Annotated in this window: 10 protein-coding genes; 1 reads left to right on the top strand and 9 read right to left on the bottom strand. The window is 71.8% G+C overall.

The window, feature by feature from the left end; all coding sequences use genetic code 11:
• Positions 1-64 precede the first annotated feature (64 nt).
• The gene (locus ACFW3D_RS12245) at positions 65-646 is read left to right on the top strand and encodes a flavodoxin family protein (RefSeq protein WP_500504092.1); all 582 of its coding nucleotides are present in this window, start codon (positions 65-67) and stop codon (positions 644-646) included.
• 10 nt (positions 647-656) lie between these two features.
• On the opposite strand, the gene ACFW3D_RS12240 is transcribed toward ACFW3D_RS12245, so the two are convergent.
• The 9 genes from ACFW3D_RS12240 to nuoL all read right to left on the bottom strand — a co-directional run bounded on the left by ACFW3D_RS12240 (position 657) and on the right by nuoL (position 13,454).
• Positions 657-1,529 carry an ABC transporter permease gene (locus ACFW3D_RS12240; protein WP_500504007.1) on the bottom strand — a complete coding sequence of 291 codons (873 nt, stop codon included), beginning with the start codon at positions 1,527-1,529 and terminating at the stop codon, positions 657-659.
• A complete protein-coding gene (locus ACFW3D_RS12235) occupies positions 1,516-2,481 on the bottom strand; it encodes an ABC transporter ATP-binding protein (protein WP_500504006.1) in 966 nt (321 codons plus the stop codon). The genes ACFW3D_RS12240 and ACFW3D_RS12235 overlap by 14 nt, the downstream gene beginning before the upstream one ends.
• A 38-nt stretch (positions 2,482-2,519) precedes the next feature.
• Positions 2,520-3,800: a LolA family protein gene (locus ACFW3D_RS12230; protein WP_500504005.1), complete on the bottom strand. Its 1,281-nt coding sequence runs from the start codon at positions 3,798-3,800 to the stop codon at positions 2,520-2,522.
• Positions 3,801-4,095: 295 nt separating this feature from the next.
• A complete protein-coding gene (locus ACFW3D_RS12225) occupies positions 4,096-5,082 on the bottom strand; it encodes a polyprenyl synthetase family protein (protein ID WP_500504091.1) in 987 nt (328 codons plus the stop codon).
• A gap of 449 nt (positions 5,083-5,531) precedes the next feature.
• Positions 5,532-6,740, bottom strand: a complete 1,209-nt coding sequence (locus ACFW3D_RS12220; protein ID WP_500504004.1) for an FAD-dependent oxidoreductase — start codon at positions 6,738-6,740, stop codon at positions 5,532-5,534.
• Entirely contained in the window at positions 6,737-7,993 is a 1,257-nt protein-coding gene (locus tag ACFW3D_RS12215; protein WP_500504003.1) for a carboxylate--amine ligase, read from the bottom strand. Before ACFW3D_RS12215 ends, ACFW3D_RS12220 begins: the two co-directional genes overlap by 4 nt.
• 318 nt (positions 7,994-8,311) lie before the next feature.
• The gene (gene nuoN, locus ACFW3D_RS12210) at positions 8,312-9,964 is read right to left on the bottom strand and encodes an NADH-quinone oxidoreductase subunit NuoN (RefSeq protein ID WP_500504002.1); all 1,653 of its coding nucleotides are present in this window, start codon (positions 9,962-9,964) and stop codon (positions 8,312-8,314) included.
• Complete coding sequence (locus ACFW3D_RS12205) at positions 9,961-11,556, bottom strand: NADH-quinone oxidoreductase subunit M (protein ID WP_500504001.1); 1,596 nt, start codon at positions 11,554-11,556, stop codon at positions 9,961-9,963. The genes nuoN and ACFW3D_RS12205 overlap by 4 nt, the downstream gene beginning before the upstream one ends.
• On the bottom strand, positions 11,556-13,454 hold the full coding sequence (gene nuoL / locus ACFW3D_RS12200; protein ID WP_500504000.1) for an NADH-quinone oxidoreductase subunit L: 1,899 nt from the start codon (positions 13,452-13,454) through the stop codon (positions 11,556-11,558). Before nuoL ends, ACFW3D_RS12205 begins: the two co-directional genes overlap by 1 nt.
• Positions 13,455-13,457 lie beyond the last annotated feature (3 nt).

The raw sequence follows: 13,457 nt of genomic DNA, 5'->3' as shown, positions 1-13,457 counted from the left end.
CCTCCGGCGTCCGCCTTGACGGCGGAGGCGGGGCGGTGGAAATATCTCCATGCGTACGCAACTAATGCATACGCAAGGAGATGACGGGGTGTCGGACTCACAGCGGTCGTTCCTGTTCCTGGTGGGAAGCAGCCGCGCCGACGGCAACACCGAGACGCTGGCGCGGCGCGCGGCCGAGCAGCTTCCGCCCGCGGTGGACCGGCGCTGGCTGCGGCTCAAGGACCTGCCGCTGCCGCTCTTCGAGGACGTCCGGCACGAGGGCGAAGGCCGCTATCCCGCGCCGTCGGGGCACGCCGCGACGCTCCTGGAGGCCACCTTGGCGGCCACCGACATCGTGGTGGTCTCCCCCCTGTACTGGTACAGCGTCTCGACCGGCACCAAGCTCTACCTGGACCACTGGTCGGGCTGGATGCGGGTGCCCGGGCTGGACTTCCTGGAGCGGATGCGCGGCAAGACCCTGTGGTCGGTGACCGTGCACGGCGGCCGGGACCCGGCCACGGCGGCCCCGCTGGTGGGCACGCTGCGCCACACGGCCGACTACGCCGGGATGCGCTGGGGCGGGGCGCTGCTGGGCTACGGCAGCAGGCCGGGCGACATCCTGCGGGACACGGCGGCGCTGGGCCGGGCGAAGACCTTCTTCGGCTGACCGGCGGGGGTCAGGCCGTGACGTCGCGGGTGGTGAAGCGGGCCCAGGCCGCCGAGCCGAACACGGCGACGTAGAGGGCCTGGAGCTGGAAGTTGCTGCGCATCTCGTCCCAGTAGACGGGGTCGCGGACCAGGTCGGCGAAGCTCAGCCAGTAGTGGGGGAAGAGGTAGGGCTGTACGGCGTGCAGCTGGGGGATGGTGTCGACGATCTGCACGGTGATCAGCAGGCCCACGGTGGTGGCCATGGCCGCGATGCCGCTGTTGGTGAGCGTGGAGATGAACAGGCCCAGCGCGGCGATGCCGGTGAGCGAGGCGGTCACGACCAGGGCGACCAGCAGGGCGCGCAGGAGTCCCTCGGAGAAGGAGACCGTCGTACCCGACAGCAGGGTGACGCCGCCCAGCGGGAAGAGCAGCGCGCCGGTCACCAGTGCCGAGACGGCCACGACGAGGGTGCCGATCAGGCAGAAGGCCAGGACGGAGGCGTATTTGGAGACCAGCAGACGGGTGCGCCCGGCGGGGGCCACCAGCAGGTAGCGCAGGGTGCCCGCGTTGGCCTCACCGGCGATGGCGTCACCGGCCACGACACCGATCGCCATGGGGAGGAAGAAGGGCAGCGTGGCGGCGAGCGAGGCGAAGACCAGGAAGAGACCGTTGTTGGTGATCAGTGCGACGAAGGCCGGGCCGTCCCCGCCACCGCCGCCGGCCGAGCCGCCGTCACCGGTCTCGATCCGCACCGCGATCCCGATGAGCACCGGGACCCCGGCCAGGACGGCGAGCAGGGCGAGGGTGCGCCAGCGGCGCAGCACGGTGACCAGTTCGCTGCGGAACAGCCCGAGCGAGCGGATCGGCCACACCGACCTGGTCAGGGTGTCAGCCTGCGACATCGAAGCCCTCTCCGGTCAGCGCGACGAACGCGTCCTCCAGTGAAGCCCGTTCGACGCCGAAGCCGCGGACGCGGACTCCGGCGGCGACCAGTGCGGCGTTGAGGTCGGCGAGTTCGGGGAGTGCCGAGGGATCCTGCGGCAGTTCCCCGGTGACCCGGTCGCCGTCGGCGGCCAGGCCGGTGACCCCCTGCTCCTTCAGGACCCGCACCGCCTCGGCGGGGTCGGGGGTGGTGACCACCAGGCGCCCGGCCGAGGACAGCGCCTCCACCGGGCCCTGGGTGATCAGCCTGCCGCGGGACATCACGGCCGCGTGGGTGCAGACCTGTTCGATCTCATCGAGGAGGTGGGAGGAGAGGAAGACCGTGGTGCCGTCCGCCGCCAGCTCGCGGACGAGCGAGCGGATCTCCCGCATGCCCTGGGGGTCCAGGCCGTTGGTGGGCTCGTCCAGCACCAGCAGTTCGCGGGGCCGCAGCAGCGCGGCCGCCAGACCGAGCCGCTGCTTCATGCCGAGCGAGTAGGCGCGCGCCTTCTTGCCCGCCGCGGCGGACAGTCCCACCTTCTCCAGGGCCGTGTCGACCCGCGCCCCGCGGGTGCGGGGCACGGCGGTCGGATCGGCGGCGTCGAAGCGCAGCAGGTTGTCCCGGCCGGAGAGGAAACCGTAGAGGGCGGGACCCTCGATCAGCGCGCCCACACGCGGCAGGACACTGCGCACGGCGCCCGGCATGGGTTCACCGAGCACCTTCGCCGTGCCGGAGGTCGGGGCGATGAGCCCCATGAGCATCCGGATCGTCGTCGTCTTCCCGGAGCCGTTGGGCCCCAGGAAGCCGAAGACGCTGCCACGGGGGACGGCCAGGTCGAGGCCGTCGACGGCGAGCTGTCCGCCGCGGTACCTCTTGGTGAGTCCACGCGTGGAGATCGCGTGCTCACCGGTCTGGGCGGACGGCTCCCCCATCGGCGCTCCTTCGCTCCGTGACGTGCCCTGCTCCGTGCCTACCGGGTGGCCGCGTCGGCGGCCTTGACCAGGGCATCCTGGGTCACGGTGCCCACGTAGACCTTGCCGCTGTCGGTGATCAGGGCGTTGACCAGGCGGGTGCCGATCACCGTGCCGGTACCGAAGTCGCCCTTGACCTCCTTGCCGAAGGTGCCGAGCAGCCCCTGCCCGCCGAAGCCGGGGGCCTTGTCGCCGTCCTTGGACGGGCCGGCGTTGAGCGCGTCCTGCGGCAGCTTCAGCTCGGCGATGGAGTCCCAGCCCTTGCCGAGGACGTCCAGGCCCTCCAGACCGTCCAGGCCGCCGAGGTCACCGAACTCCTCGCGCGCCCCGCGGGCCTCCTGCCCGGCCTTCGCTTCCGCCTTCTCGCCGGCCTTCTCGCCGGCCTTCTCCGTCGTCACCTTCGCGCCCTTGGGCGGGGTGAAGTCGAAGGTCGAGGCGGCGGGCCGGGAGAAGTCGACCTTGGTGAAGGCGACGTCGACGATGGCCTTGCCGCCGCCCCTCGGGGCGAGGGTGAACTTCAGCGGCACACCGGTGCGGGCGTCGACGCCGATCCGGATCGACCCCACCGTCGAGTCGGTGGCCTTGGGGCTGACCACCAGCTGGTAGGCGTCCCGTCCGGCGATGCGGGCGGTGCCGTCCACCGAGACGGTGGAGCTGTCGTCCGCCGCGTCGAGGATCTTCTTCGCGGCCTCCTGCGGGGTGGCCGGCCAGCCCTCGGGAAGTTCGTGGCCGCCCCCGGCCCGGTCCTTGCCCTGCGCCTCCTGCGGGAGGCCGGTCAGGTGGTAGGCCTGGTTGCTGCCGCTGTCGTAGGCCCAGACCTCGTCGCCGTTGTGGATGAGGCTGTACTCCGCAGCGTTCCGGACGATCGACACCTTCTGCCGCTGCGGGCCGTCGGCCGCGACGCGCAGGGTGTGGGAGCCGGCCAGCAGCTCGGTCAGCTGCTCCTTCGGGTCGGCCGAGGAGTCCCCTCCGCCGTGTCCGCCGCCTCCGCCGAACGGCCCGGCACCGCCCCTGGCGCCGGTCAGCACGGCCGGCAGGCCGAAGTCCGTGCTGATGCGGACCGATCCGGAGATCGTCTGCGTGTCCGAGGCCGTGACCTTCGCGATCAGCTCCTCGGCCGTGATCCTGGGCAGATCGGGGCTGCCCGCGCTCGCGAGCGCCGGTACGAGCCCGATGGTCGCCGCGGCGACCCCCGCCGCCGCCACCGGGACCGCGTAACGTATCGCCTTGGCGCGGCGCCGGGGTTGCCGGTCGTCGTCCATGGGCTGGATGGGTGCCATTACGTCCCTACCTCCGTTGTCAACGGCGGGTTCCCGTCAGCGTCGCACTCGTCCACCTCGGGCCATTGTCACCCGATCCGCCGTGTGGTGCTGCCTCTTATCCCATCAATCCGGCCGCCCGGGCGCATCGCCCGCCGGGATCAACTCGGCGTACACCTCTGGGATGACGTCCCCTGACATCGGCTCAGGGCGCCGGCCCGTCACCCGCGTGACCGCGGGGCCGCGGGGCCGCGCGGACGCCGGGGGACGGCCCCTCCCGGCGTCGTCCCGGGGTCGTCCCGGGTCGTCCGGGGACCTAGCCCGCGCGGTGCACCACGGCGTCGCAGAGGCCCTCCAGGGCCCGCTTGGCGGCGCAGTCGGGCAGCGGTGCCAGCAGGGCCCGCGCCTCGTCCGCGTAGCGCACGGTGTCGCGCCGGGCCTGCTCCAGCGCCGGGTGGGCGCGCAGCAGCCGAAGTGCCTCGGCGTGCCGCCGGTCGTCCGTCAGATCGCCGTCCAGCAGTTCGCACAGCCGCCGGTCTTCCGCCGACGCGAAGCCGCCGGCCTTGGCCACGGCCGAACGCAGGTGCAGCACCGGCAGGGTCGGCACGCCCTCGCGCAGGTCCGTGCCCGGGGTCTTGCCGGACTCGTGCGAGTCGCTGGCGATGTCGAGCACGTCGTCGGCGAGCTGGAAGGCCGTGCCGACGCGCTCCCCGTACTGGGTGACGATGTCGACGACGCTCTCGTCCGCGCCCGACATCATCGCGCCGAAGCGGCACGAGACGGCGATCAGCGAGCTCGTCTTGCCGGCGATGACTTCCAGGTAGTGGTCGATCGGGTCGCGTCCGTCGCGCGGGCCGACGGTCTCCAGGATCTGCCCGGTGACCAGCCGCTCGAAGGCCTCGGCCTGGATGCGTACGGCCTCCGGCCCGAGGTCGGCCAGTATGTGCGAGGCCTTGGAGAACAGGAAGTCGCCGGTCAGCACGGCCACCGAGTTGTCCCAGCGGGCGTTGGCGCTCGGCACGCCGCGGCGCACCTCGGCCTCGTCCATCACGTCGTCGTGGTACAGCGTCGCCAGGTGCGTCAGTTCCACCACCACGGCCGACGGAACGATGCCCGGCGCGTGCGGGTCGCCGAACTGGGCGGCCAGCAGCACCAGCAGCGGACGGAACCGCTTCCCGCCCGCGTGCACCAGGTGGCGGGCCGCTTCTGTGATGAACCGCACGTCGCTCTTGGTGGCCTCCATGAGGCCCTCCTCGACGGCGGACAGCCCGGCCCGGACCCCGGACTCGAGGTCCTCGTCCATTACGCTCAGCCCGAAGGGCCCGACGACGGTCGTCACCTGGGAGTCTCCTGTCGCTGAGATCGCTTCTGCGGCTTGCGGCGTGGCGCTTTACTACACCGGCAGCGTAACCGGTCGCCTCTCGATCACTGCGAGGGCATGGCCCCCTCGGGCCACTACGCCCGGTTTTGCCCGCGTGTGCGACCGGCCTTTCCCGCCCCCGCGCCCGGCCGCGGGCCCCACCGCCGCCTCGCACCGCCCCTTGCGGCCCGCCCGGAACGGGCTCCGCGAGGGCCCTGCGCCCCACTCCCGCCTTCCCCGCGAGCCGCCCTCCATGCCGCGCCCGCCGTACGGCCCCCGGCGTGCACGGCGAACGGCGCGGCCCCCGCCAAGTGCGGGGAGCCGCGCCGTGGATGGCCGCACGGACCGGGCAGCGGGCCGGGCAGCGGCCCGGACCGGACCGGGGCGGTGGTCTACCGCCCGTACGCCTTCGCCACCGCCGCCGCCAGTCGCGGGGAGGCCCACTCCGTGCCGCACACGAAGCGCAGCACCGGCCCGAAGGTGGCCGCCGCGGGCAGGCCGGTGAAGTACATCCCCGGGACGGAGGAGCCGAAGTCGGCGCCCAGCCGTGGTGAGCCGCCGGTACGGGCCAGCTCGGCGCGCAGTTCGGGGCCGAGGAAGTCCAGCGCCTCCAGGTCGACGCGGTAGCCGGTGGCGGCCATCACGTGGTCGGCGTGGAACTCGGCCGCGCGGCCGCCGGGCGCGGCGGTGGACAGCACGACCTTGCCGCCCTCGTCGAGGCGGGCGCTGCGCAGCGTGTGGCCCTCGCTGACGGTGACCTTGCCCTCGAAGCGCTCGCGCAGCCACCAGGCCCCCAGCGGCCCCAGCACGCGGCGCACGAGGTACATCCGCAGCGGCGCGGGCAGGCCGCGGAAGTACTCGGCGTGGTAGCTGAAGGCGTACAGGGACCAGGCCCGTCCGAAGGGCGACTCGGGCCGCAGCCGCGGCTGCCGGTCCGGCGGGTCGCCGAAGCCCACGGCGCGCCGCCCGCGGGCCAGCAGCCGTACGGTGGCGCCCGCCTCGGCGAGCAGCGCCGCGCTCTCCAGGGCGGACTGACCGGCGCCGACGACGACCACCTCGCGCCCGGCGAGCCGGCCCAGGTCGGTGTGCTGGGAGCTGTGCGAGACGGGCCCCGCCGCGGACGGCCCGTCGGGGGTGACCCCGCGCAGCACGTCGGGCGTGTACGCGAAGCCGTGCAGCCCGCTGGCGACGACGACCGCCCGGGCCCGGAACTGCTCTCCGGAGTCCAGCTTGAGCTCGAAGCCGCCGGCGGCGGCCCGGTCCACGGACACCACCTTGACCTGCTCCAGGTCGGGGACGAGCCGCTCCTGGAACCAGTGGCCGTAGCGGACGAAGGTCCCGGCGGGGACCAGGTCCCAGTCGGTGACCAGCGGCCGCTCCCCGGCGTCCAGGCAGAAGTCGCGCAGGGTGTGGCCCGGTCGGCCGGTGGAGATGCTGGAGGCAGCGGGGGTGGACTTCAGCACCATGGCGGACGGCATGTTCTCGCGCCAGCTGACCATGGGGTTGCCGAAGGTGCGTACGGGGACGCCCCGTTCGCGCAGGTGTGCGGCGGTGGACAGACCGTACGGGCCGGCGCCGATCACGGCAACGGGCGTGGTCATGGATGTTCCCTTCGCATCGCGGTTCGACGTCGTGACCGGTACATCTGCATCAGGTGCCGGGCGCCCGGCCGCACGAAGCGGGCGAGCATGGTGACGAACGGCCGCAGGTCGTCGGCGGCCAGCCAGGCGAGTTCGGTACCGGTGGCGCGGGCGGGGGCGTGCGGCGTCGTGTAGCCGCTGCGGCGGTAGGCCAGGAGGGCGGGCAGGTCGATGTTCTCGACGACGAAGCGCCGGCCCTCCAGCTGCCCGGCCCCGGGGATCTCCCGGCCGGTCAGGTCGAGGTGCTGCGCGCGGACGACGTCGATCCCGGCCGTGGACTCGAAGAGCCGGAACTGGGCGCCCATGCGGGGGTTGAAGTCGAGGAGTTTGTAACGGCCGTCGCGGCGGTCGTAGCGCCAGTCGAGGTCGGCGATGCCCCGGAATCCGATGGCCGCGCAGAACCGGCGTGCCATCCCGGCGAGTTCCGGATTGGCCACCACGTAGGCGCAGGCCGTCATTCCGGCGTGCGGCGGCCAGGAGCGCACCTTGACCCCGGTGAAAAGCACCGGCTCGGTCGTGCCGCCCCCGAAGTAGGCGTGCACGATCCAGTCCTCGGCCTCCTCGCGCGGCAGGTACTCCTGCAGGATCACACCGGGTTTCGGCCCCCAGCCCCGGGCCAGCGCCAGGAGTTCCTCCGCGTCGTCGATGCGGGTGGTGCCGGTCACGGCGGGGGTGCGGCGCCGCTCGAAGGCCTCCCGGTTCTTCGCGACGACGGGGAAGCGGGCGTCCGCCGCGAATTTCTCCACCTCCTCGGGCGAGTCGGGGAAGGCCGCCCGCGGCGTGGGCACCCCGTGCCGGACGCACAGTTCGTGCAATCCCTGCTTGCTGGCCAGGCGCCGGGACAGCCCCGGGTCGTCGGTGCGCGGGAAGAGAAAGAGGTCGCCCAGTTCGGCGGCGTGCTCGGCGATGAGCACGGCCGCCTCCTCGTCGGTCGGGATCAGCACCGTGGGGCGCCCGATCCGGCGGCCGATCCGGCGCAGCCCCTCGACCAGGCGCTCCGCCGGCTCCAGTCCGGTGGTCGGCCAGACGAACCGCCCGCGCAGGTAGCGGGAGGCCGCGGCGGGCGTGCGCCGGTCCTCGGTCACGGCGTACATGGGGACACCGAGCCTCCCCAGGCTGCGGATCGCCCCCACGCCGCCGTGGTGTAGCGGATAGTTCCCGATCTTCACGATCAGCCCCGGCACGGCAGGGTCGACCGCGAACGCGGACTTCACCACGTAATCCCCCCAATGATCACGGTATTGATCGGCCCCTCCCGACCGTGACCTGAAAGGAAGCTAAGCCCGAATTGACCACCGCTGCAAGACTTTTCCGGACATTGCGAACTCTTTAGACAAGCGAGAAGTGCCGTTCACCGTGGCACCAAGTGGCCGGATTCCTCGGGGTACCGGAGCCGAATGCAGGTCAGGAAGACGGCATGGAAGACGAATTGGCGCGATGAGGCCGCGCCGGGCCCCGGCGGCCGGTCCGCGGCAGCACGACGCCCCGCGACCGGGGAGCCGGTCGCGGGGCGCTCGGGCCGTGCGAGGGGGTCAGCGGACGAAGACGCCCGCCTGGTTAGCGAGGTCCAGGAAGTACTGGGGCGCGACACCCAGCACCAGGGTGACGGCCACACCCACCGCGATGGCCGTGGACGTCAGCGGCGAGGGCACGGCGACCGTGGGGCCGTCGGCCTTCGGCTCGCTGAAGAACATCAGCACGATGACCCGGATGTAGAAGAACGCCGCGATCGCGGACGAGATCACACCCACGATCACCAGCGGCACCGCGCCGCCCTGCGCGGCGGCGCTGAAGACCGCGAACTTCCCGGCGAAACCGGAGGTCAGCGGGATGCCGGCGAAGGCGAGCAGGAAGACCGCGAAGACCGCGGCCACCAGCGGGGAGCGCCGCCCCAGACCCGCCCAGCGCGACAGGTGCGTGGCCTCCCCGCCGGCGTCGCGCACCAGCGTGACGACCGCGAAGGCGCCCAGCGTCACGAAGGAGTACGCCGCCAGGTAGAAGAGCACCGAGGAGACGCCCTCCGGCGTGGTCGCGATGACACCTGCCAGGATGAAGCCGGCGTGCGCGATCGAGGAGTACGCGAGCAGTCGCTTCACGTCGGTCTGGGTGACCGCCACGATCGCGCCGACCAGCATCGTGAGGATCGCGACGCCCCACAGCACCGGCCGCCAGTCCCAGCGCAGCTCCGGCAGGACCACGTAGAGCAGCCGCAGCAGCGCACCAAAGGCGGCGACCTTGGTGGCCGCGGCCATGAAGCCGGTGACCGGGGTCGGCGCGCCCTCGTAGACGTCCGGCGTCCACATGTGGAACGGCACGGCGCCCACCTTGAACAGCAGGCCCATGCCGACCAGCGCGGCGCCGATCAGCAGCAGCGCGTCATTGCCCGCGGAGTCGGCCAGCGCCGGGTTCAGCTTGGCGGTGCCGTCGACGACCGACGCGATGCCGGAGTAGGAGACGGTGCCCGCGTAGCCGTACAGCAGGGCGATGCCGAAGAGCAGGAAGGCGGAGGAGAAGGCGCCCAGCAGGAAGTACTTGACCGCCGCCTCCTGCGACATCAGCCGGCGCCGCCGGGCGAGGGCGCAGAGCAGGTAGAGCGGGAGGGAGAAGACCTCCAGCGCCACGAAGAGCGTCAGCAGGTCGTTGGCCGCCGGGAAGATCAGCATGCCGCCGATGGCGAACATCAGCAGCGGGAAGACCTCCGTGGTGGTGAAACCGGCCCGGACGGCGTCCTTCTCCTGGTCGCTGCCGGGCACCGCGGAACCCTGCGCGGCGAAGGAGTCGACGTGCCGGCCGTGCGCCTTGGGGTCGAGCCGGCGCTCGGCGAAGGTGAACACCCCGACCAGGCCCACCAGCAGGATCGTGCCCTGCAGGAAGAGGGCCGGGCCGTCGACGGCGACCGCGCCCATGGCGGCGATGTGCGCCTTGGTCGTCGCGTAACCGCCCGCCGCGAGCGCCACGACCGCGGCGAAGGAGGCGGCCAGCCCGACGACCGCGAGGCCGACCTGCCCGGTGTAGCGCAGGCGCCGCGGCAGGAACGCCTCGAGGAGGATGCCGAGGACGGCCACCCCGAAGACGATCAGGACCGGCGCGAGCTGGGCGTACTCGATCTTCGGCGCGTCGATCTTGTCGGCGGCGAGCGGTGCCGCCGTTGTCCACAGGCTGTGGACAGCAACTGTGCTGCTCACTTGGATGCCTCCAGCGCCGGCTTGGGGTCGGTCTTGTGCACGTCGGAGAGCGTCTGCTGCACCGCCGGGTTGACGACGTCGGTCAGCGGCTTCGGGTACACGCCGAGCACGATCAGCAGCGCGATCAGCGGCGCCACGACGGCGAGTTCCCGGACCTTGAGGTCGGGCATCCCCTGGACCTCGGCCTTCACCGGGCCGGTCATCGTCCGCTGGTAGAGGACGAGGACGTAGAGCGCGGCGAGGACGATGCCGGTGGTGGCGATGATCCCGACGGCCGGGTAGCGGCTGAACGTCCCGACGAGGACGAGGAACTCGCTGACGAAGGGCGCGAGCCCCGGCAGCGACAGGGTGGCCAGACCGCCGATCAGGAAGGTGCCGGCCAGCACCGGGGCCACCTTCTGCACCCCGCCGTAGGACGCGATGAGACGGGAGCCGCGGCGGGAGATCAGGAAGCCCGCGACCAGCATCAGCGCGGCGGTGGAGATGCCGTGGTTGACCATGTACAGCGTCGCCCCGCCCTGGCCCTGGGAGGTCATCGCGAAGATGCCCAGGATGATGAAGCCGAAGTGGGAGATGGACGCGTACGCGACCAGCCGCTTGATGTCGCGCTGGCCGACGGCGAGCAGTGCGCCGTAGACGATGCTGATCAGCGACAGCACCAGGATCACCGGCGTCGCCCACTTGCTGGCCTCCGGGAAGAGCTGGAGGCAGAAGCGGAGCATCGCGAAGGTGCCGACCTTGTCGACGACCGCGGTGATGAGCACCGCGACCGGCGCCGTGGCCTCGCCCATGGCGTTGGGCAGCCAGGTGTGCAGCGGGAACAGCGGGGCCTTGACCGCGAAGGCGAAGAAGAAGCCCAGGAAAAGGGCGCGTTCGGCGGTGGCGGACATGTCGAGCTTGCCGGCCGCCCGGGCCTGCAGGATCTCCTGGAGGGAGAAGGTGCCCTGGCCGAGCTGGTCGGCGGTGACGGCGTAGAGCCCGATGACCGCGGCCAGCATGATGAGCCCGCCGGCCAGGTTGTAGAGCAGGAACTTCACCGCGGCGTAGGAGCGCTGGCGGGCCGCCTCCTCCTCGCCGTGCTCGTGGGCACGGTCCCCGAAGCCTCCGATGAGGAAGTACATCGGGATGAGCATGGCCTCGAAGAAGATGTAGAAGAGGAAGACGTCCGTGGCCTCGAAGGAGATGATCACCATCGCCTCGACCAGCAGGATCAGCGCGAAGAAGCCCTGGGTGGGCCGCCAGCGGCGGTTGGGGTTCTTCTCCTCCAGGGGGTCGGCGTCGTGCCAGCCCGCGCCGATGACGAACGGGACGAGCAGCGCGGTCAGCCCGATGAGCGCGACGGCGATGCCGTCCACGCCGAGTTCGTAGCGGACCCCGAAGTCGGCGATCCAGGCGTGCGACTCGGTGAGCTGGTACCGGGCCCCGCCCGGGTCGAAGCGCACGAACACGATGGCGGCCAGCACGAGCGTCGCCAGCGAGACGAGCAGCGCGAGCCACTTGGCGGCCCCGCGCCGCGCCGCCGGCACGGCGGCGGTCGCGATCGCGCCGAGCGCCGGCAGGCCGGCGGTCAGGGTGAGCAGGGGGAAGGACATCAGGCAACACCCCTCATCAGCAGCGTCGCGGCGACCAGCACCGCGGTGCCCGCCAGCATCGACACGGCGTAGCTGCGCACATAACCGTTCTGGAGCCGCCGCATCCGGCCGGAGAGCCCGCCCACGGCGGCCGCGGTGCCGTTGACGACACCGTCCACACCCTTGTGGTCCACGTAGACCAGACCGCGGGTGAGGTACTCGCCGGGCAGCACCAGGGCGACGTGGTTGAAGTCGTCCTGGAGCAGGTCGCGCCGGGCGGCGCGGGTGAGCCAGCTGCCGCGCGGGGCGAGGGACGGGACCGGACGGCGTCCGTACATGGCCCAGGCCAGGGCCACGCCGAGCACCATCACCACCATCGTGGCGCCGGTGACGGCGCCCGCGCCGATCGGCGGGTGGCCCTCCTCGTGACCGGTGACCGGCTCCAGCCACTTCACGAAGGCCTCGTTCCAGCTGAACAGGAAGCCTGCGAAGACCGACCCGAAGGCCAGGACGACCATGGGGATCGTCATCGACTTCGGCGACTCGTGCGGGTGCGGCTCGTGGCCGTCCGCGTCGGGCTGCCAGCGCTTCTCGCCGAAGAAGGTCATCAGCATCACGCGGGTCATGTAGAACGCGGTGATCGCCGCGCCCAGCAGGGCCGCGCCGCCGAGGATCCAGCCCTCGGTGCCGCCCTTGGCGAAGGCGGCCTCGATGATCTTGTCCTTGGAGAAGAAGCCGGACAGGCCCGGGAAGCCGATGATCGCCAGGTAACCGAGGCCGAAGGTGACGAAGGTGACCGGCATGTACTTCCGCAGGGCACCGTACTTCCGCATGTCCACCTCGTCGTTCATGCCGTGCATGACCGATCCGGCGCCGAGGAAGAGCCCGGCCTTGAAGAAGCCGTGGGTGACCAGGTGCATGATCGCGAAGACGTAGCCGATCGGCCCGAGGCCCGCGGCCAGCACCATGTAGCCGATCTGCGACATCGTCGAGCCGGCCAGCGCCTTCTTGATGTCGTCCTTGGCGCAACCGACGATCGCACCGAAGAGCAGCGTGACCGCGCCGACCGTCACCACCGCGATCTGGGCGGTGGGCGCGGCGTCGAAGATCACGCCGGAGCGGGTGATCAGGTAGACGCCGGCGGTCACCATCGTCGCCGCGTGGATCAGGGCCGAGACCGGGGTCGGGCCCTCCATCGCGTCGCCGAGCCAGGACTGCAGCGGGACCTGGGCCGACTTGCCGCAGGCGGCGAGCAGCAGCATCAGGCCGATGCCGGTCAGGACGCCCTCACCCGCCTTGTCCACCTGGCCGAAGAGCGGCTCGAAGGCGAAGGTGCCGAAGGTGGTGAAGAGCAGCATGATCGCGATCGACAGGCCGACGTCGCCGACGCGGTTGACGATGAAGGCCTTCTTGGCCGCGGTCGCCGCGCTGGGCTTGTGCTGCCAGAAGCCGATCAGCAGGTACGAGGCGAGGCCCACGCCCTCCCAGCCGACGTACAGCAGCAGGTAGTTGTCGGCGAGGACGAGCAGGAGCATCGCCGCGAGGAAGAGGTTGAGGTAGCCGAAGAAGCGGCGGCGCCGCTCGTCGTGCTCCATGTAGCCGATCGAGTAGATGTGGATGAGCGTTCCCACACCGGTGATCAGCAGGGCGAAGGTCATCGACAGCTGGTCGAGCTGGAAGCCCACGTCCGCCGTGAAGCTCCCGGCGGAGATCCAGGTGAAGGCGGTCGAGTGCAGCGCGCGGTCCTCGCCGCCGCGACCGAGCATGTCGAAGAAGAGCACCGCCGCGACGACGAAGGACGACCCCGCGAGCACGGTGCCGATCCAGTGGCCCGTACGGTCCAGCCTCCGGCCGCCGGTGAGCAGCACACCGGCGCCCAGCAGCGGCAGGAGGACGAGCCATCCGATCAAGTAGTCCACTGT

The sequence above is a fragment of the Streptomyces sp. NPDC058864 genome, from assembly GCF_042742985.1.
Classification (GTDB): Bacteria; Actinomycetota; Actinomycetes; order Streptomycetales; family Streptomycetaceae; genus Actinacidiphila.
Note: the sequence above shows the minus strand (reverse complement) of the source record. Positions and strands in the feature narration are given on the sequence as shown.